Raw genomic sequence first — 18,613 nt, 5'->3', positions numbered from 1 at the left:
GACAGGCCGGTAAGCTGGCCCGTCGTGACCGAACGCGGGGGCCGTCCCGAGGGCCTCAGACTCCACGACACCATGACCGGTGCCGTGCGTGCCTTCACGCCGCTTCGCGACGGACACGCGTCGATCTACCTGTGCGGCGCCACCGTGCAGGGCCTCCCGCACATCGGGCACGTGCGCAGCGGCGTCGCCTTCGACGTCCTGCGCCGCTGGCTGACGGCGAAGGGCTTCGACGTCGCGTTCGTCCGCAACGTCACCGACATCGACGACAAGATCCTCACCAAGGCCGCCGACGCCGGTCGCCCGTGGTGGGAGTGGGCCGCGACATTCGAGCGGGCGTTCACCACCGCCTACGACGCGCTCGGCGTCCTGCCGCCCTCGGCAGAACCGCGGGCGACCGGGCACGTCACCCAGATGGTCGAGCTGATCGAGCGCCTGCTCGAGGCCGGTCATGCCTACGTCGGCGGCGGCGACGTCTACTTCGACGTCCTGAGCTATCCCGACTACGGCCAGCTGTCCGGGCACCGGATCGACGACGTGCACCAGGGTGAGGGCGTCGCGACCGGCAAGCGCGACCCGCGCGACTTCACGCTCTGGAAGGGCGCCAAGCCGGGCGAACCGTCCTGGCCGACGCCGTGGGGTCGCGGCCGCCCCGGCTGGCACACCGAGTGCGTCGCGATGTGCGAGACGTACCTGGGCTCGGCGTTCGACATCCACGCCGGCGGCATGGATCTCGTCTTCCCCCACCACGAGAACGAGATCGCTCAGGCGCGGGCGGCGGGCGACGGCTTCGCCTCGTACTGGCTGCACAACGGCTGGGTCACCATGGGCGGCGAGAAGATGAGCAAGTCGCTCGGCAACGTGCTGTCGATCCCCGCGGTGCTGCAGCGGGTGCGGGCCGCCGAGCTGCGCTACTACCTCGGCAGCGCGCACTACCGCTCGATGCTCGAGTTCTCCGAGACGGCGTTGCAGGATGCGGTCAAGGCCTACACCGGCATCGAGGACTTCCTGCACCGGGTCCGCAACCGGGTGGGGCCGGTCGTGCCGGGGGACTGGACGCCCAAGTTCGGCGCGGCGCTCGACGACGATCTGGCGGTGCCCGCCGCGCTGGCCGAGGTACATGCGTGCCGTGCCGAGGGCAACCGGGCCCTGGACGCAGGCGACCACGACGCGGCCATGTCGCACGCCAGGTCGATCAGGGCGATGATGGGCATCCTCGGCTGCGATCCCCTCGACGAACGATGGGAGTCGCGTGACGAGACGTCGGCCGCGCTCGCCGCGATCGACGAGCTGGTGAAGTGGGCGCTGGCGGGTCGGGCCGAAGCGCGCGAGCAGCGGAATTGGGCGCAGGCCGACCGAATTCGCGACCGGCTCAAGGCGGCTGGCATCGAGGTCACCGACACCGCCGACGGGCCGCAGTGGACGCTTCTGGACGGGGACAAGTAGATGGCTGGCAATTCCCAGCGGCGCGGCGCAGTGCGCAAGGCGGGCACCAAGAAGGGCCCGCAGGTCGGTTCGGGCGGCGTGCGCCGCCGCGGCCTGGAGGCCAAGGGTGCGACGCCCCCTGCGCACGCCCGGCCCCACCACCCCGCGGGCAAGCGGGCCGCGGCCGCGGCCCGAAAGGACCAGGGGCGGCACAAGAAGACCGACGAGACCGAGGTCGTCCTCGGCCGCAACCCGGTCCTGGAATGCCTGCGCGCGGGGGTGCCCGCCACCGCGCTGTGGGTGATGCTCGGCGCCGAGTCCGACGAGCGCCTCACCGAGTCGGTGCAGCGCGCGGCGGACACGGGGATCGCGATCCTCGAGGTGCAGAAGCACGATCTGGACCGCATCGCCGCCAACGGCCTGCACCAGGGCATCGCGCTGCAGGTGCCGCCCTACGCTTACGCCCATCCCGACGATCTGCTGCGGGCGGCGACCAACGACTCGACGCCCGCACTGCTGGTGGCGCTCGACAACATCTCCGACCCGCGCAACCTCGGCGCGATCGTGCGTTCGGTGGCCGCGTTCGGCGGGCACGGCGTCCTGATTCCGCAGCGCCGATCGGCGTCGGTCACGGCGGTCGCCTGGCGTACCAGTGCCGGCGCGGCGGCACGGTTGCGCGTCGGCCGGGCCACCAACCTGACCAGGACGTTGAAGAGCTGGTCCGACGAGGGCCTGCAGGTGGTGGGCCTGGACGCCGGCGGCGACACGCACCTCGACGAGCTCGACGCCTCCGGCCCGACGGTCGTGGTCGTCGGCTCGGAGGGCAAGGGCCTCTCGCGGCTGGTGCGCGAGAACTGCGACGCGATCGTCTCCATCCCGATGGCGGGGCCGACGGAGTCGCTCAACGCGTCGGTCGCGGCCGGCGTGGTGCTCGCCGAGATCGCCCGCCAGCGCCGGTAGTTCTGGGGGTCAGCCCCACGGGTCGGCGCGCTCCCAGAGCGTCGGAAGGTGAAGGGGCAGGCCATCTTCGGCTGCCAGCCGGGTGAGCGCCCGCATCGACGAGTCGAGGTCGTCAGCGGCATACGGCAGCGCCCGCACCGGCTGGTGCAGCGGCCGGAAGAAGTCGTCCCAGTGGATCAGGACGACCCGCCGCGCGCCGACGGTCCGGACCGCCTCGGTCCAGTAGTCGACGACGTAGCGTTCGGGCTGCAGCCCCAGCTGACCGACGCCGAGGTAGACGACGTCGGCGCGGTGACCGTTCAACGCGCCGGGCACGAAGCCGGCGCTGCCGACGATGAGCAGGCGCCGGTCGGTGGCGCGGTGGCGGATCAGCGTCGACCAGGCTTCGCCGCAGCGGTACGCCGAGGCCTTCACCGGCGGGACGACGGGTCCGGTGATCGTGCCGGGGAAGCGGTCGGGCGGGCAGTGATCGCCGAGGATCAGCGTGACGTCGTAGGCGCCGAGCTCCATGGTCGATCCGGGCGTGGCGACGACGAGCCGGTCCTCGGGCAGTCCGGCGCCGCGTCCGAGGTGCGCCGCCGACGTACCACCGACCAGCGCCGCGCCGGTGCGCCCGGCGACCACGGCGGAGTCCATCGCGTGGTCGAAGTGGGTGTGGACGGGCAGGACGGCATCGAGTCGCTGCACGCCGAGGCGGGCCAGGCTGCCGTCGATGCGGGGCAGTGACGGCGCCAGCGTGCGGGCGCCGACGGTCAGCAGCGACGGGCGCGAGAAGAAGCCGTCGGTCAGCAGCGCCGAGTGGCCGTCGTCCATCAGCAGCGTCGTGACGCCGGCCCAGGTGACCGTGAGCGGGGAGCTCGACGTCGCGACCGGTTGGTCGAACCGGTCGCGGTAGTCGTCGAGGTTGGGCCTGCCGAGCTTGAGTCGCATCAGGTGAATGCCTCCAGGGTGACGCCGTCGGCAGCGAGCCGGTCCCGAACGGCGGTGGCGATCCGGACGGCTCCCGGCGAATCCCCGTGCACGCACACCGATTTCACGGTGATTGGGATGGTCGAGCCGTCGACGGCGCGTACCCGGCCGTCGCCGACCATCGAGGCGACCCGGTTCGCGATGTCGTCGACGTCGTGCAGCACCGCGCCGGGCTCGCGACGCGACACCAGCTGCCCGTCGGGGCGATAGGCCCGGTCGGCGAAGGCCTCCGGCACGGTGCGCAGCCCGAGTTCCTCCGCCGCGGCGAAGAAGGCCGAACCCGCGAGGCCCAGGACCGGCAGCCGCGGATCGACCGCGTGCACGGCCGCGGCGACGGCGTCCGCCTGGGCGCGGTCGGTGACGATCGTGTTGTACAGCGCCCCATGGGGTTTGACGTAGGTCACCGTCGTTCCCGCCGCGGTGGCCAGCGCCTGCAGGGCACCGATCTGGTAGATCACGTCGGCGGTGAGGTCCTCGGGTGCCATGTCGATGTAGCGCCGGCCGAAGCCGGCCAGGTCGCGGTAGCTGACCTGCGCCCCGACGCGCACCGAGCGCTGCGCGGCCGCCTGGCACACCCGAGCCAGTTCGGCGGGGTCGCCGGCGTGGAACCCGCACGCCACGTTCGCGCTGGTGACGATGTCGAGCATGGCGTCGTCGTCACCCAGTCGCCACACCCCGAAGCCCTCGCCGAGATCGGCGTTGAGGTCGACGGTCGGCTTGGGCACGTCGACAAGCGTACGTTCGGGGCGTGCGCTCCGAGGTACTGATCACGGCTAGCGAACTGGCCCGGCTCGTCGACGACGGAACGCCGCCGGTCCTGCTCGACGTCCGGTGGCAGCTGACGCAGCCCGACGGCCGCGCCGCCTACGCGGCGGGCCACCTGCCGGGCGCGGTGTACGTGTCGCTGGAGGACGACCTGACCGACCACTCGGTGACCGGTCGGGGCAGGCATCCGCTGCCGTCCGGGCCGGCCGTTCGGGAGGCCGCGCGGCGGTGGGGCATCGACGCCGACAGCGCCGTCGTGGTCTACGACGACTGGAACCGCGCGGGTTCGGCGCGCGCCTGGTGGGTCCTCAGGGCGGCGGGTCTCGCGAACGTCCGCATCCTCGACGGCGGGCTCGCCGCGTGGCGGGGCGCACTCGAGTCCGGCGTGGTCACACCGGTCCCCGGCAACGTCGACGTCGCTCACGCCGACCTCTACGCAGGAGCGTTGCCGACGGTGGGGGCCGACGCCGCGGCGTCACTCGGCGCCCGGCTGCTCGACGCCCGGGCCCCGGAACGGTTCCGCGGCGAGGTCGAACCGGTGGATGCGGTCGCCGGTCACATCCCCGGTGCGCGCAACGTGCCCAGCACCTCGTTGCTCGACGCCGGCGGCGCGTTCCTGCCCGACGCCGCCCTCGAGGACCTTCTGACCGGCATCGACGCTGCGTACTGCGGGTCCGGGGTGACCGCGTCGGTGGCCGTGGCGGCGCTGGCGGCCATCGGGGTCGACGCGGCGCTGTTCCCCGGCTCGTGGTCGCAGTGGTCCGGTGAGCCGGGCCGGGCCGTCGCCACCGGAGCCTGACCGACCCGCTGCCCGCCGGGGGGCATGGGGTGTCGGCTGGCTGAAACGTAGGGAAATCCCTGATTCGCTGGACCCGGTCCGTGGGTCATCATCTACGAGGACGATGTGACAGGGGGCAACCGGGAGGGTCGCCTGAGGCGGTGCCTCCGACGCGTCGTCCAGGGGAGTCCGGGCCGGGGGGACCGGAACCGAAGAGGGAGCTCGGGGTGGTGTCGTCTGGGGGGTCGACGCCATCCACGGGGGCGAGCTCCGTCGAGGCCGGGTCGGGGTCTGACGCCACGTCGTCGGACCCCGATCGGGCGTCGGGCCCGTCGCCACCGAGAATCGCAACCCATCGGCTAGCGTCATGGAGCATGTCCAGGGGTCCCGTGCCGCGCCGACGCGCCACCCTGGCCTCCCTCGCCGCGGAGCTCAAGGTCTCCCGCACCACGATCTCCAACGCCTACAACCGTCCCGACCAGCTATCGGCCGATCTCCGCGAGCGCGTGCTGGAGACCGCCAAGCGGCTCGGGTACGCCGGGCCCGACCCGGTGGCGCGCTCACTGCGCACGCGGCGGGCGGGCGCGGTGGGACTGATCATCACCGAGGCGCTCAACTACTCCTTCCGCGATCCCGCGGCACTGGACTTCGTCGCGGGGCTCGCCGAATCGTGCGAGGACGTCGGGCAGGGGCTGCTGCTCGTCGCGGCGGGCCCGAACCGCAGCGTCAGTGACGGTACCGCCGCGGTGCTCTCGGCCGGGGTCGACGGATTCGTGGTGTACTCGGCGTCCGACGACGACCCGTATCTGCAGGTGGTCGCGCAGCGTGCGCTGCCGGTCGTCGTTGTCGACCAGCCCAGGGACGTGCCCGGCGCGTCGCGGGTGTGCATCGACGACCGCGCCGCGATGCGCAGTGTCGCCGAGTACGTGATGGGTCTCGGGCACGCCGAGATCGGGCTGCTGACCATGCGATTGGGGCGCGACTGGCCGCACGGGTCCGCCACGACCGCGGTCGCCGATCCCGAGCGTCTGCAGACGCCGCACTTCCACGTGCAGCGCGATCGCATCCACGGGGTGTTCGATGCGATGAAAGCGGCTGGCCTGCAACCGGATTCGTTGACGGTGGTGGAGAGTTACGACCACCTGCCGAGCTCCGGTGGCGCGGCGGCCGAGCTGGCGCTGGAGATCAATCCGCGCATCACGGCGTTGATGTGCACCACCGACGTGCTCGCCCTCTCGGCGATGGACCACCTGCGCGCCAACGGCATCTACGTGCCCGGCCAGATGACGGTGACCGGATTCGACGGGGTGCCGGACGCGTTGGCGCGGGGGCTCACCACCGTTCGGCAGCCCGGTGTCGAAAAGGGCCGTCGCGCAGGCCATCTGCTGCACGACCCCCCGCGGTCGGGGCTTCCGGTCGTCGAGGTGCTGGACACCGAGCTGGTGCGCGGCCGCACCTCGGGGCCAAGGGGCTAGCCCAGCGCATTGGTCGCGGCGATGCCTCGCTCGAGTTCGTCGAGGAATTCGTCGATCTCGGTGATGACCGCATCCGTTCGAATGAGTGCGATCACTTCGCGACTGAGGGGCACGGAGGGGGAGGCGACCGGTACGACCGCCAGACGCTCGGCGTTTCCGATGCCGTTCACGACGGTGGCCGGTATCAGACCGACGGCCAGCCCCGCGGCCACGGCCTCGACGCCGATGTGAAAGTCGTCCGTCTCGAACGCAATTCGGGGCTCGGTGCCGAGGCTTGCGCACCATCGTTCGAGCAGCCGGCGATCGGCGAACTGCGGCCCACCCGCCACCCATCCGCTGTCGAGGCAATGCTGCAGCGTCCGTTGGGGTTCGGGTAGCCCAGCCGAGACCGCGATCTGCACCGGCTCGATGCCGAGGGTGCGGACGCGCAGTCGGCTGGAGTGGCGGAGGCGATCCTCGGGCAGGTAGCGGTGGGCGATCAGGACGTCGAGTTCGCCCTGCTCGACCAGGGTCAGTCCGTCGGCCGGTTCGGCTTCGATGGCGCGCAGCGGCGTGGGCCTGCCCTCGGCGCGCATCGTCTGCATCGCCGGGATGAGGAGATGGCTCAGCGCCGAGCCGTAGGAACCGACCCGGATCTCGATGCCGGTGCCCATCGAAAGCGTCCTGGCACCGTCGGTGAACACCGTCGCGGCCGTCAGGAGGTTGGAGGCATGCTCGAAGAGGGTTCGGCCGGCGGCCGTCAGCTGCAGCTGGGCCCCGGGGTTCCTGATGAAGATCGGCGTGCCACCCAGCGCCCGCTCGAGTGCCGAGATGTGTTGAGAGACAGCGGAAGGGACGTATCCGAGCTCGCTGGCGGCGGCACTGATCGAGCGCAGTCTGGCCACGCGGATGAAGCTCACCAGCAGCTTCAAATCCGGTATTTCAAGATTATTGATGCGCGGCGTCACGATTCGTCACTTTACTTGACGGGTCCGGTCCTTCACGCTGAACGCACGCACACCGACGTGCCGCCGACGACGCCATGTCGCTGTACGTATCGGCTCGTCGCAGTGCGGCAGCCCGAGATCCTGGAGTGATCCGATGAGTTCTGCACCACCCGCCCACCCCGCCCCCTCGGAACCTCGGCTGAAGGCCAACTCGATGAGTTGGGTCGGAGCGGGCCTGATGGGGGCGGTCATCATGTCGCCCGCCAGCGGTCTCTACTTCAACTTCGCCCCCACGTCGATGGCGGCGGGCAACGTCGTGCCGCTGATCTTCCTGATCGCGATGCTGGTCACGCTGCCCACGGCACTGTCCTATGCCTCGATGTCGCGGTCGCTGCCCAGCAGCGGCAGCGCCTACACGTGGATGCGGCGCGCGGTCGGACCGGTGTGGGGCGTCTACACCGGATGGATCCTCAACGGGTTCTATCTGCTGGCGCAGGTCGTGCTGCCGGGTATCGGGGCGCTGTACTTCAACGCGATCCTCGCCCAAATCGGCGTTCCCACGGGCTTTCTCACGTGGGTGGTGGGCGTGCTCCTGATGGCCGCGATCGTGGTGGCCGTGAACTACCGGGGGATCGACGTCAGCGTGAAGAGCACGCTGATCTTCATGCTCGTCGAGTCGATCGTCGTGCTGGCGCTGATGATCACGATCTTCGTGGTGAAGGGCAGCGCCGGTCAGTTCGGCCTCAGCGATGCCGCGCACACCTTCACTCCCGGTGCGGCGACCGGCGGTACGGCCGCCATCTTCGTCGCCCTCATCTTCGGCATCCAGGGCAACGTGGGGTTCGACGCCATCGCCGGCATGGCCGAGGAGACCCACTCACCGCGCAAGTACATTCCGATCGCCACGATCGTCGGCGTGGTGGCAGTCGGCACGTACTGGATGGTCACCGGCGTCGGGTTCGTCGCGGCACTGTCCCCTACCGAGGTCGCCGACGTCGTCAACGGCGGGGGCACCACGGCTTCGGCCATCGCCCAACGCTATTGGGGCGGTGCCGGGGATCTGGTCATCTCGGTGATCGCGTTCACGTCGATCCTGGCCATCTTCGTCTCCCAGAACGTGGCGAGCAGCCGCGCCCTGTACGCCATGGGGCGCCAGGGCGTCGCGCCGCGATGGCTCGGAGTCGTCGACGCCAAGGCCCGCGTGCCACGCCACGCGATGACCCTGGGGCTGGTCGTCACCGTGGTCGTCACGGTGCTGCTCGGCGCGCTCCTCGGCACCAGCAACCAGTACAACTGGTCGGCCACCTTCGCATCGTCGCTCGCCCTGCTGACCTATCTCGCGGTGAACGTCTCGAACATCGTCTTCCACCTGCGCCATCGACGCGCTCGGTTCCACGTCGTCATGAACGGCGTGGTCCCGGTGATCGGCATCCTCGTCGTCGGCTTCGTGGTCGAGAAGTCCTACCTCGGGTCGCTGTGGCAGTCCGGCTGGACCTATGGAGGCTCCGTGCAGGTGGCGGTCGTCGTGTGGCTGATGCTGGGTGGCGCCTGGCTGCTGTATCTGCGCCTCAGACACCCCGAGGTGCTCGCGGCCGATGCCGACGTCGCCACGGCGGCCGAAAACGACGAACAGCGCGATGTCGCCTTCGAGCCGAGTGACCTACCACGATGACCACCGCGCGAACGTTGATCGACCTGTCCATGCCCATCAGCCCGACGATGCCCACCAATCGCCCGGATCACGTTGCGCCACGGCTTGATTCGTACTCCACCATCGAGGAGAACGGGTGGGACGGCACGATGATCACGATCGACTCGCACTGCGGCACCCATCTCGACGCACCGTCGCACTTCGTACCGAACGGAGCGACGGTGGAACGACTTTCGCTCAGCGTGCTCATCGGGCCGGCCCAGGTCGTCGACGCCCGGATCGCCACCGTCGGCCGCCGCATCACCCTGCGCGGATTCCCTCCGATCACGTCCCGGCGGGTCATCCTGCACACCGGGTGGAGTGAGCGCGCCAACGACGGTACCGACGACTACTTCCGCAACCACACCTTCATCGATCCGCCGCTGGCGCGACACCTCGTGGATTCCGGCGTCGTCCTGGTGGGCATCGACGGTCCGTCGGTCGATGCCGACGGCGCCGAGGCCCACCACATCCTGCTGGGCGGTGGCGTCCTCATCGTGGAGAACCTGGCCGCGACGGCGTTGCTGCCCCCTCAGATCGAACTGATCGTCATGCCGCTGAGGCTCGTCGGTCTCGACGGGAGTCCGGTGCGGGCCGTCGCGATGGTGGACCGATCGTCATGAGAGCGGACGACCCGGTACGGATCCGCGACGTCGCCGTCACCCGGCTGGGGCTGGGTACCGCCCCGTTGGGCGGACTCTTCGACGCGGTGAGTTCGGTTGCGGCGCACGCGACCATCGAGGAGGCGCACCGGGCGGGGATCGCGTTCTTCGACACGGCTCCGCTCTACGGCTACGGTGTGGCCGAGCGCAGGCTGGGCGAGGTGCTGGTCCGGATCGACCGGGGCGCCTACGCCGTCGAGACCAAGGTGGGCAGGCTGCTGCGGACGGGCGCCGACCCGGCCGAGGACCCGAACGTCGACGCACCGCTGTTCGGCGGGGAACCCCTCTACAAGGACACCGGCGAGGCCGTTCCGGTGTTCGACTTCTCCTACGACGCGGCGATGCGCTCGATCGAGGAGAGCCTGGACCGGCTGGGTCTGGATCGCGTGGACATCGTCCACGTGCACGATCCCGACGACTACGTCGACGCCGCGATCGAGGGAGCGTGCCGGGCCATGTGCGCGCTGCGCGAGCAGGGCGTGGTCGGGGCGGTCGGCATCGCCACCGACTTCACCGAGACCGCCGTGCGGGTCGTCCGCGAGGCGGACGTCGATTGCGCGTTGATCGCCGGTCGGACGACGCTGCTCGACCACGGCGCCGTCACCACGCTGCTGCCGTTGGCCTACGAGCGCGGGGTCGACGTCATCGCCGCCAGCGTCTTCAACAGCGGCATCCTGGCCGATCCCTGGCGAAACCTGGCCTACGCCTACGCCCCGGCGTCACCGGAGCACGTGCAGCGGGCGCGCCGGATGTCCGAAGTCTGTGCCGGACACGACGTTCCGCTCGCCGCGGCCGCCCTGCAGTTCTCGTTCCGGCACCCCGCGGTGGTCAGCGTCCTGGTCGGCTGCCGCACCCCGGAGGAGGTGCGCGCGAACGTCGACTGGCTGAGCCTGTCCATTCCGGAGGAGCTCTGGTCCGCCCTGGACCGGGAGTGCGGGGTGCCGCAGCGCCTGGTGCCGTCCGCGTGACCGCCGGCTCCGCGGCCGAACGCGCCTCCTCCCTGGTCGACCCGCCCCCGGCGGGTTCGGCACTGCGCGGTTTCGCCAGCGACAACTGTTCCGGCGTCCATCCAGAAGTGCTCGCCGCCATCGCGGCCGCCAACTTCGGACACCAGTACAGCTACGGCGCGGATGCGAATTCTCAACGGCTGCAGGCGATCTTTCAACGACACTTCGGCAGCGCGGCCCAGGCCTTCCCGGTGTTCAACGGCACCGGCGCCAACGTCGTTGCGCTGCAGGCGATGACGACGCGGTGGGCGGCCGTGGTCTGCTCATCGGTGGCGCACGTCAACGTCGACGAGGGCGGCGCGCCGGAGAGCGTCGGCGGGCTGAAGCTGCTCGCCGTCCCGACGGACAGCGGCAAGCTCACGCCCGGACTGTTCGACGCCGCCCTCCCGCGTCGCGACGGCGTCCACCAGGCCAGTCCGCAGGTGCTGAGCCTCACCCAGTCCACGGAGCTCGGCACCCTCTACTCGGTGGACGAGCTGGCGGCCCTCTGCGATCGCGCCCACCGGGCCGGCATGACCGTGCACATGGACGGAGCGCGGCTCTGCAACGCGGCCGCGACCCTGGACCGTCCGCTGCGTGCCATCACCACCGACGTGGGCGTCGACGTGCTGTGCTTCGGGGGCACCAAGAACGGACTGCTGCTGGGCGAGGTCGTGGTGGTGCTCAACCCGGAGGCGGCGCCCGGCCTGGAACGAGCCCGCAAGACCTCGATGCAGCTGGCGTCGAAGATGCGTTTCATCTCAGCGCAATTCGACGCCCTGCTGGGCACGGATCTGTGGCTGCGCAACGCCCGGCACGCCAACGCCATGGCGCAGCGACTGGCGACGGCGGTCGCCGAGCTGCCCGGGGTCACGGTCCAGCACGAGGTCGACGCCAACGCGGTGTTCGCGGTGCTGCCCGCCGACGCCGAGGCGGCGCTGCGCACGCGGGTGAGCTTCTCGGACTGGAACACCGCGGGTGCGGCGGTGCGGTGGATGACGTCGTTCGACACCACCGAGGACGACGTCGACCACTTCGTCGCCACCCTGGGCGAGGTGCTCGCCGGGGGCTAGCGGTCGCGTCGTCGTCGCAGCAGATGCTCCAGTGCGGCCGCGACGTCGTCGGGTGACGAAACCCGGTGTCGCGCAAGCGTTTCCCCGGATCCGACCTTGACCCCGACGTCGGCGGTGCGCATCCGGCGGAAGGCCTTCTCGTCGGTGACGTCGTCGCCGAAGAACGTCACGGCGGTGGCGGTGGTCTGCTCGCGCAGGATGTCGACGGCCTCACCCTTGTCGGTGGAGATGACGGCGAACTCGAGAACCGCCTTGCCCGAGGTGATCTCGGTGCCCGCGGCCTCGCCGACGGCGCGGGCCTCGTCCAGTGCCGCCGCCCCGTCCTCGGCGGAGGCGTTGCGGACGTGCACGGCGACGCTGGCGGGCTTGGTCTCCACGGTCACGCCGGGTCGGCCCTCGGCGATGGTCTCGAGTTCGGCGGTGATCGTGGCGAGCAACGCGTCGTCGACGTCGTGGGCGAAGCCGGTGTCGAATTCCGCGCCGTGGCTGCCGACGAGGTGCACGCTCGCCGGCATCCCCGAGTACTCGCGCAGCACGGCCAGCGCACGTCCCGAGACGAGTGCGACGTCGGTCGAGGGCAGCTCGGCGAGCGCGACGAGAGCCGCGGCGGCACGCGCCAGCGGCCGGGCCTTGGCGGGGTCGTCGACGATGGGTGCGAGGGTGCCGTCGAAGTCGGAGGCGACGAGTAGGCGCGGGGTGGCCGCGGCGTCGTCGAGGGCCTTCTCGAGATCGGACGGCAGGTTCGTCACCGCTCAGATCTTAGGGTGCTCGCCGTCGCCGATGAGGAGCCGCACGGCCAGATCCAGACGCTTGCTGACGTCGGTCGCCGATGCCCGCCGGGTCAGCCAGGCGAGCAGGTTCGACAGCCACACGTCGGAGATGACGCGGGCGATGTGGTACTGGTCCTCGGTCGGCTCGCCATCGCTCATCGCCCTCGCGAACATGGAGTCCATGAGCTTGCCGACGTGATCAACCTCACCTGCGGCGGAGGCGTCGGCGAACACGAAGGCCCGCGTCATGGCCTCGGTCAGCAGCGGGTTGCGCTGCATCGAGCGATTCAACTTCCCGACCATCATGTTGAGCCGTTGGTACGGGGTGCCGCCGGTCAGGGAGGCCCGGTCGGTCTTGGCGTCGATGCGTTCGAACTCGCGGCCGAGCGCCGACACCAGCAGGTGCACCTTGGACGGGAAGTACCGGTACAGCGTGCCGACGGCGACGTCCGCGCGCTCGGCGACCGCACGCATCTGAACTGCCTCGTAACCGCCCTTCGAGGCGATAGCGAGGGTCGCGTCGAGGATCCGCTTGCGGCGTTCGCGCTGCGCTTCTGAGCCGAGTTCCGACTCGGCGAGGACGGCCACGTTCGTCACCTGGCGCGGGCCTGCGGCGCTACCGGAACCCGATCCCGGGTCGGTAGCTGCGGGCTCCCTTGCTGAGATTGATGAGCTGGACATGGGGCGGGCAGCTCCTTCGTAGTACGCACTGGGTGAAAACGATACGCACGCGATCCCGAAATTTCCCACCTCCGTGCCCCCGGACAGTCGACGTGTGCTGCTGCGATACCAGTCGACTTGACGTTCGAACGATGTCACCATTAGAACACGTTCTAGTGAGAAGCATGGCCTTCTCTCCGAGGCCAAGGAGGGCCCGACGATGGCTCACACAGGTGCGGTATCCGCCACGATTACCGATGAGCAGTTTGCTGCGCGGGACTTGGTGCGCGGTTGGGCTGCCACGTCGGGCGCCATCGCGGCGGTCCGCAGCGTCGAGCGGGGCGACCCCGAGGGCTGGCGCGCGGGCTACGACGGTCTGGCCGAGTTGGGCATCTTCGGCGTCGCCGTGCCCGAGGAACTCGGCGGTGCGGGCGCGGGGGTGGAGGACCTCTGCGTCATGGTCGACGAGGCCGCCGCGGCCCTGGTGCCCGGCCCGGTCGCCACGACCGCGCTGGCGACCCTGGTGATCACCGACGAGAAGGTGCTCGACGCGCTCGTCTCGGGACGGCGGACCGCGGGCGTCGCGATGTCCTCCGACATCGCCTTCGACGGGTCGACGGCCACCGGTTCGGCGAAGTTCGTGCTCGGCGGGGTCGTCGACGGGGTGCTCGTCCTGCCCGCCGGACAGGACTGGATCTACGTCGACGCCACCGCCGCGGGCGTGACCGTGCAGAGGTTGGAGGCCACCGACTTCTCGCGTCCCCTGGCGAGCGTCGAGCTGTCCGCCGCACCGGCCACCCGAATCGATCTGTCCCATCAACGCGTCGTCGACCTCACCGCGACCGTGCTCGCGGCGGAGGCGGCCGGGCTCGCCCGCTGGCTGCTCGACACGGCCACCGAATATGCCAAGGTACGTGAGCAATTCGGCAAGCCCATCGGTAGCTTCCAGGCCGTCAAGCACATGTGCGCCGAGATGCTGTTGCGCACCCAGCAGATCGTCGTGGCGGCGGCGGACGCCGCGGGCGCCGTCGACGATGCCGACCCCTCGCAGCTGTCCATCGCCGTGGCGGTCGCCAGTGCGATCGGCATCGACGCCGAGAAGCTGAACGCCCGCGACTGCATCCAGGTGCTCGGCGGCATCGGCATCACGTGGGAGCACGACGCCCACCTGTATCTGCGGCGGGCCTACGCCAATGCCCAGTTCCTCGGTGGACGGTCGAAGTGGTTGCGCCGCAGCGCCAGGCTGACGCGCGACGGCGTGCGCCGGCAGCTGTTCGTCGACGTCGCCGACGCCGAGAGCATCCGGCCCGAGGTCGCGGCCACGGTCGCCGACATCGCCGCGCTGCCCGAGGCCGAGCGTCAGCGCGCACTGGCCGAGACCGGGCTCATGGCGCCGCACTGGCCAAAGCCGTACGGGCGCTCCGCATCTCCGGCCGAGCAGCTGGTGATCGATCAGGAGCTGACCGCCGGTGGCGTCGTCCGTCCGGAGATCTCGATCGGGTGGTGGGCGGCGCCGACGATCCTCGAGCACGGCACGCCCGAACAGATCGAGCGGTTCATTCCCGGCACGCTGACCGGCGACGTGTACTGGTGTCAGCTGTTCAGTGAGCCGGGGGCCGGCTCGGACCTGGCGTCGTTGCGCACCAAGGCCGTTCGCGCGGAGGGCGGGTGGAAGCTGACCGGCCAGAAGGTCTGGACGTCCAACGCGCACCGCGCCGACTGGGGCGTCTGCCTGGCGCGCACCAACCCGGATGCGCCCAAGCACAAGGGCATCACGTACTTCCTGGTCGACATGCGCTCGCCGGGCATCGACATCCGGCCGCTGCGCGAGATCACCGGCGACGAGCTCTTCAACGAGGTGTTCTTCGACGACCTCTTCGTGCCCGACGAGATGGTGGTCGGCCCGGTCGACGGCGGCTGGCCACTGGCGCGCACGACGCTCGCCAACGAGCGGGTCGCGATGGCGTCCGGCGGCGCGCTCGACAAGGGCATGGAACACCTGCTCGACGTCGTCGACGGACGCGAGATCGACGTCGCCGAAGAGGATCGGCTCGGCGTGCTCATCGTCGCGGCACAGGTGGGGGCACTGCTGGACCGGCTCATCGCGCAGATGGCCGTCGGCGGACACGATCCCGGTGCCGCGTCGAGCGTGCGCAAGCTGATCGGCGTGCGCTACCGGCAGTCACTGGCCGAGACGATCATGGACTCCCACGACGGGTCGGGCATCGTGGACTCACCCGACGTGCGGTACTGGCTCAACACCCGCTGCCTGTCGATCGCGGGCGGCACCGAGCAGATCCTGTTGACCGTCGCCGGCGAGCGACTCCTCGGCCTGCCGCGCTGATCGCTCAGGCGGGGCGGAAGGTCATCGCGACGCCGTCCATGCAATAGCGCAGCCCGGTCGGCTGGGGGCCGTCGTCGAATACGTGGCCGAGATGCCCACCGCACTGTCGGCAGCGAATCTCCGTGCGCGACATGCCAATCGAATCGTCCTGCTTCTGAATCACCGCGTCGTCCAAGGGCTTCCAGAAACTCGGCCAACCGGTGCCACTGTCGAACTTGGTGGTCGAGGAGAACAGGTCGAGTGCGCAGCCGGCGCAGCCGAACGTGCCCGCTCGGTGCTCGTCGTTCAGCGGACTGGAGTACGGCGCCTCGGTGCCGGCGTTGCGCAACACGTCGTACTGCTCGGGGGTCAGGAGTTGGCGCCACACCGCGTCGGAATGGCTGACCGGGAACGTCTCCGTGGAGTCCTTCGGGGTGTCCGCGCCCGCGACGTCGCGCAGCGATCCGCAGCCCGCGACCGCGCCGACCAGTACCGCGCCCACCAGCAGGTGTCGACGGGTCAGGGCTGCGCGTGGTGGGGCCGTCATGGCGTCCACGCTAGGCGGCGCCGGCGGGCGGGCCCGTTTTCGTCAGCATCCGGTAACAACCGTCGGTGGTCTTGTCCCGGTGCCGGCTGGACACTGGTGGGATGGCGAAGAACCGTGCCCGGCTGGCCGTCGGCAGTGGACTGGCGGTGCTCGGCGTGGCGGCCGCAGCGTTCCTCGGCGTCCAGTCGGGGACCCTCCCCACTCCCGCGGTGCTCGCCGGCATCGACGAGTCGTCGCCCCGCGTCGTTCCGGCTCCCGCCGTCGACGAGCCCGTGACCGGCGCCCACTCGGAGACCGCGGTGCTGGCCGGCGGGTGCTTCTGGGGCGTGCAGGGGGTCTTCCAGCACGTCGTCGGCGTGACGCAGGCCGAGTCCGGTTACGCGGGCGGCACGAAGGACACGGCCGACTACGAGACGGTCAGCACCGGCACCACCGGGCACGCCGAGTCGGTGCGCATCACCTACGACCCCACCCAGGTCACCTTCGGGCAACTGCTGCGGATCTACTTCTCCGTCGTCACCGATCCCACCGAACTCGACCGGCAGGGGCCCGACGAGGGGACGCAGTACCGTTCGGCGATCTTCGCGCAGAACCCGACCCAGCAGCGCGTCGCGGACGCCTATCTCGCTCAGCTGTCGAACGCGGCGGTCTTCCCCGATCCGATCGTCACCAAGGTCGCGCCCGACACCGGATTCTTCCCGGCCGAGCAGTACCACCAGGACTTCTTGAACTCGAACCCGTCGTACCCGTACATCGCGATCAACGACATGCCCAAGATCGATGCCCTCAAGCAGTCGTTCCCCACCGAGTACCGCGCGCAGCCGGTGCTCGTCGGCAAGATCGACCAGTAGCGACGGCTCAGGCGTAGGTGGTCTGCGCGCAGGCGTCCGGCGAGGTGAGGTTGACGGCCCCGTACACGATCTGGATGTGGGCGCAGACGATGTAACCGGCGTCGGTCCGCGGTTGACCCGTGCTCCAGTCGACCGTGCGGGTGTTGCCGTGCACCATGAACTTCTCCGGCGGACCGCCGCCGAAGTACACGGTCGCGAACTCGACGTCGTTGATGGACTTGAACATTCGCGTGTTGGGGGCGTTGAAGTCCGAGTCGGCCACGTACACCAGTCGATCGGTGGAGCGCACGGTGGTGTTCTGCCGACCGTAGACGTCGTCGGGGAACGGGAGGTAGGCGCCGTCGGCCCCGCGCAGGTTCGCCGCGGTGTCGAAGTAACACTGGTTGTCGGCCTTCACGCAGTTGGCGGTGGTGTGGATCTCCAGCGTCGTCGTGTCGTCCACGGCGATCGATCTCACCGCGCTATTGGTTGCCGCGGCGCACTGGGCAACCGGCGAGACGGCGGCGAGCGCCAGCACCGCCACGAGACTTCCCGCGAACCGATTCACGTCTCCTCCAAATTTCAGCGAATGCTAGCCCGCGCGTCATTCGTCATAGGTGACTTCGACGGAATCCGATGCGGGCCGGGCCTGGCACGCCAGGATCAGGCCCTCGTCGAGGTCGGATGCCTCGAGGACGTCGTTGACCTCCATGTCGACCCGGCCGTTCTTGACGAGTACGGCACAGGCTCCGCAGTGCCCCTCACGACACGAGAACGGCGCATCGAGACCCGTGTCGAGCAACACGTCGAGCAGCTTGGCGCTGCGCGGCCAGCGCACCTCCTGGGTTACGCCGTCGAGCGTGACCACGGCCGTCGCCGGGCCCTCGTCGCCGTCGTCCTCCTCGATCACGACGGCGGCGAACGGGTCGGACTCCAGCGACTTGAACACCTCGACGTGAATCCGTTCCGGCGCGGCGCCGGCGGCCACCAGCGCCTGTTCGGCGGCCACCATGAACGGGCCCGGCCCGCACAGGAACGCCTCGCGATCGGCGAACGGGCGCACCAGGTTGGTCAACGCCGCCGCGGTCGGAAGTCCCTGCACGCTCTCGATCCAGTGCACGACGGTCAGGCGGTCCGGGTGCTCGGCGGCCAGGTCGCGCAGCGCGGCGGCGAAGATCACCGACTGCTCGTCGCGGTTGGCGTAGAGCAGCGTGACCGTGCCGGTGCCCTCCGACAGCGCCGACTTCAGGATCGCCATCATCGGGGTGATGCCGCTGCCCGCCGCCAGCAGCAGGAAGTCGGAGTCGAGGTCCTTCGGGACGAAGGTGCCCGACGGGGCGAGCACGTGGACGAGCATGCCGGCGTGGGCGTTGTCGCACAGCCAGTTCGACGCGTAGCCGCCAGCCGTGCGCTTGACCGTGACGGTCAGGGCCTCGTCGGTGTACGGCGAACTCGACAGCGAGTAGCAGCGGGCGACCGAGCCGGTGCGCTCGCTGGGCACCCGCAGCGTGAGGAACTGACCGGGGGCGTGGCGCAGCCTGTCGGCGGGAATCTGCGCCCCGTCCGGCACCGTGAACACCAGCGACCGGGCGTCGGCGGTCTCGTCGATGACGCGGGCCAGCTGCAGCTCGAGCACGTGGGTGCCGAGCGGCTCGTCGATCACGGTCGATCCTCCATCTGCCGAGGGGTCCGGCGGGTCAAAACTAGAACATGTTACAAAAACCTGCTTCCGCAGGTCTAGCCGCCGCAGGAAAGCCATACTCGACACGAATCGTAA

General features: G+C 70.2%; 18 protein-coding genes. 10 read left to right on the top strand and 8 right to left on the bottom strand.

The window, feature by feature from the left end; all coding sequences use genetic code 11:
* The first annotated feature begins 24 nt into the window (after window positions 1-24).
* Window positions 25-1,443 carry a cysteine--tRNA ligase gene (cysS, locus tag G6N60_RS24190; RefSeq protein WP_163742014.1) on the top strand — a complete coding sequence of 473 codons (1,419 nt, stop codon included), beginning with the start codon at window positions 25-27 and terminating at the stop codon, window positions 1,441-1,443.
* Entirely contained in the window at window positions 1,444-2,382 is a 939-nt protein-coding gene (gene rlmB, locus G6N60_RS24185; RefSeq protein ID WP_163742011.1) for a 23S rRNA (guanosine(2251)-2'-O)-methyltransferase RlmB, read from the top strand. It begins immediately after the preceding gene.
* A gap of 9 nt (window positions 2,383-2,391) precedes the next feature.
* Here the strand turns inward: rlmB and G6N60_RS24180 are convergent, their stop codons facing one another.
* Both G6N60_RS24180 and G6N60_RS24175 read right to left on the bottom strand, forming a co-directional pair.
* Window positions 2,392-3,312 carry an MBL fold metallo-hydrolase gene (locus G6N60_RS24180; protein ID WP_163742009.1) on the bottom strand — a complete coding sequence of 307 codons (921 nt, stop codon included), beginning with the start codon at window positions 3,310-3,312 and terminating at the stop codon, window positions 2,392-2,394.
* On the bottom strand, window positions 3,312-4,076 hold the full coding sequence (locus G6N60_RS24175; RefSeq protein ID WP_163742007.1) for a LamB/YcsF family protein: 765 nt from the start codon (window positions 4,074-4,076) through the stop codon (window positions 3,312-3,314). The genes G6N60_RS24180 and G6N60_RS24175 overlap by 1 nt, the downstream gene beginning before the upstream one ends.
* Before the next feature lie 23 nt (window positions 4,077-4,099).
* On the opposite strand from G6N60_RS24175, the gene G6N60_RS24170 reads away from it, so the two are divergent.
* Entirely contained in the window at window positions 4,100-4,915 is an 816-nt protein-coding gene (locus G6N60_RS24170; RefSeq protein ID WP_163742005.1) for a sulfurtransferase, read from the top strand.
* A gap of 353 nt (window positions 4,916-5,268) precedes the next feature.
* Window positions 5,269-6,369, top strand: coding sequence for an Rv3575c family transcriptional regulator (locus tag G6N60_RS24165; protein WP_163742003.1), 1,101 nt, complete (start codon window positions 5,269-5,271; stop codon window positions 6,367-6,369).
* Here G6N60_RS24165 and G6N60_RS24160 read toward each other — a convergent pair.
* Window positions 6,366-7,268 carry a LysR family transcriptional regulator gene (locus G6N60_RS24160; RefSeq protein ID WP_163742001.1) on the bottom strand — a complete coding sequence of 301 codons (903 nt, stop codon included), beginning with the start codon at window positions 7,266-7,268 and terminating at the stop codon, window positions 6,366-6,368. The two genes, G6N60_RS24165 and G6N60_RS24160, sit on opposite strands and share 4 nt — an antisense overlap.
* 181 nt (window positions 7,269-7,449) lie before the next feature.
* On the opposite strand from G6N60_RS24160, the gene G6N60_RS24155 reads away from it, so the two are divergent.
* The 4 genes from G6N60_RS24155 to G6N60_RS24140 are packed head-to-tail and all read left to right on the top strand — an operon-like array spanning window position 7,450 to window position 11,706.
* On the top strand, window positions 7,450-8,967 hold the full coding sequence (locus G6N60_RS24155) for an APC family permease (RefSeq protein ID WP_163741998.1): 1,518 nt from the start codon (window positions 7,450-7,452) through the stop codon (window positions 8,965-8,967).
* Complete coding sequence (locus G6N60_RS24150; protein WP_163741996.1) at window positions 8,964-9,608, top strand: cyclase family protein; 645 nt, start codon at window positions 8,964-8,966, stop codon at window positions 9,606-9,608. The genes G6N60_RS24155 and G6N60_RS24150 overlap by 4 nt, the downstream gene beginning before the upstream one ends.
* Window positions 9,605-10,615, top strand: a complete 1,011-nt coding sequence (locus G6N60_RS24145) for an aldo/keto reductase (protein ID WP_163741994.1) — start codon at window positions 9,605-9,607, stop codon at window positions 10,613-10,615. Before G6N60_RS24150 ends, G6N60_RS24145 begins: the two co-directional genes overlap by 4 nt.
* Complete coding sequence (locus G6N60_RS24140) at window positions 10,612-11,706, top strand: threonine aldolase family protein (protein ID WP_308206208.1); 1,095 nt, start codon at window positions 10,612-10,614, stop codon at window positions 11,704-11,706. Before G6N60_RS24145 ends, G6N60_RS24140 begins: the two co-directional genes overlap by 4 nt.
* On the opposite strand, the gene otsB is transcribed toward G6N60_RS24140, so the two are convergent.
* Together otsB and kstR are read right to left on the bottom strand one after the other, a co-directional pair.
* Window positions 11,703-12,455, bottom strand: a complete 753-nt coding sequence (otsB, locus tag G6N60_RS24135) for a trehalose-phosphatase (RefSeq protein ID WP_163741982.1) — start codon at window positions 12,453-12,455, stop codon at window positions 11,703-11,705. The two genes, G6N60_RS24140 and otsB, sit on opposite strands and share 4 nt — an antisense overlap.
* 3 nt (window positions 12,456-12,458) lie before the next feature.
* Window positions 12,459-13,157, bottom strand: coding sequence for a cholesterol catabolism transcriptional regulator KstR (gene kstR, locus G6N60_RS24130; protein WP_163741980.1), 699 nt, complete (start codon window positions 13,155-13,157; stop codon window positions 12,459-12,461).
* 199 nt (window positions 13,158-13,356) lie between these two features.
* Between kstR and G6N60_RS24125 the strand changes: the two genes are divergently transcribed.
* A complete protein-coding gene (locus G6N60_RS24125) occupies window positions 13,357-15,480 on the top strand; it encodes an acyl-CoA dehydrogenase family protein (protein ID WP_163741978.1) in 2,124 nt (707 codons plus the stop codon).
* Window positions 15,481-15,484: 4 nt separating this feature from the next.
* Here the strand turns inward: G6N60_RS24125 and msrB are convergent, their stop codons facing one another.
* A complete protein-coding gene (msrB, locus tag G6N60_RS24120; protein ID WP_163741976.1) occupies window positions 15,485-16,006 on the bottom strand; it encodes a peptide-methionine (R)-S-oxide reductase MsrB in 522 nt (173 codons plus the stop codon).
* A gap of 101 nt (window positions 16,007-16,107) precedes the next feature.
* On the opposite strand from msrB, the gene msrA reads away from it, so the two are divergent.
* A complete protein-coding gene (msrA, locus tag G6N60_RS24115; protein ID WP_163741974.1) occupies window positions 16,108-16,857 on the top strand; it encodes a peptide-methionine (S)-S-oxide reductase MsrA in 750 nt (249 codons plus the stop codon).
* A gap of 7 nt (window positions 16,858-16,864) precedes the next feature.
* Here the strand turns inward: msrA and G6N60_RS24110 are convergent, their stop codons facing one another.
* Both G6N60_RS24110 and G6N60_RS24105 read right to left on the bottom strand, forming a co-directional pair.
* The gene (locus tag G6N60_RS24110) at window positions 16,865-17,404 is read right to left on the bottom strand and encodes a hypothetical protein (RefSeq protein WP_163741972.1); all 540 of its coding nucleotides are present in this window, start codon (window positions 17,402-17,404) and stop codon (window positions 16,865-16,867) included.
* A gap of 36 nt (window positions 17,405-17,440) precedes the next feature.
* Complete coding sequence (locus G6N60_RS24105; RefSeq protein ID WP_246240999.1) at window positions 17,441-18,499, bottom strand: ferredoxin--NADP reductase; 1,059 nt, start codon at window positions 18,497-18,499, stop codon at window positions 17,441-17,443.
* Between the last annotated feature and the right edge of the window lie 114 nt (window positions 18,500-18,613).

Source organism: Mycolicibacterium madagascariense (assembly GCF_010729665.1).
In the GTDB taxonomy this organism is placed as follows: Bacteria; Actinomycetota; Actinomycetes; order Mycobacteriales; family Mycobacteriaceae; genus Mycobacterium; species Mycobacterium madagascariense.
Note: the sequence above shows the minus strand (reverse complement) of the source record. Positions and strands in the feature narration are given on the sequence as shown.

Bases quoted from the DNA above. Each gene is read 5' to 3' on its own strand.
- rlmB (WP_163742011.1), top strand. From the start codon at position 1,444: ATGGCTGGCAATTCCCAGCGGCGCGGCGCAGTGCGCAAGGCGGGCACC.
- G6N60_RS24180 (WP_163742009.1), bottom strand. From the start codon at position 3,312: ATGCGACTCAAGCTCGGCAGGCCCAACCTCGACGACTACCGCGACCGG.
- G6N60_RS24165 (WP_163742003.1), top strand. From the start codon at position 5,269: ATGTCCAGGGGTCCCGTGCCGCGCCGACGCGCCACCCTGGCCTCCCTC.
- G6N60_RS24155 (WP_163741998.1), top strand. From the start codon at position 7,450: ATGAGTTCTGCACCACCCGCCCACCCCGCCCCCTCGGAACCTCGGCTG.
- G6N60_RS24150 (WP_163741996.1), top strand. From the start codon at position 8,964: ATGACCACCGCGCGAACGTTGATCGACCTGTCCATGCCCATCAGCCCG.
- G6N60_RS24145 (WP_163741994.1), top strand. From the start codon at position 9,605: ATGAGAGCGGACGACCCGGTACGGATCCGCGACGTCGCCGTCACCCGG.
- kstR (WP_163741980.1), bottom strand. From the start codon at position 13,157: ATGTCCAGCTCATCAATCTCAGCAAGGGAGCCCGCAGCTACCGACCCG.
- G6N60_RS24125 (WP_163741978.1), top strand. From the start codon at position 13,357: ATGGCTCACACAGGTGCGGTATCCGCCACGATTACCGATGAGCAGTTT.
- msrB (WP_163741976.1), bottom strand. From the start codon at position 16,006: ATGACGGCCCCACCACGCGCAGCCCTGACCCGTCGACACCTGCTGGTG.
- msrA (WP_163741974.1), top strand. From the start codon at position 16,108: ATGGCGAAGAACCGTGCCCGGCTGGCCGTCGGCAGTGGACTGGCGGTG.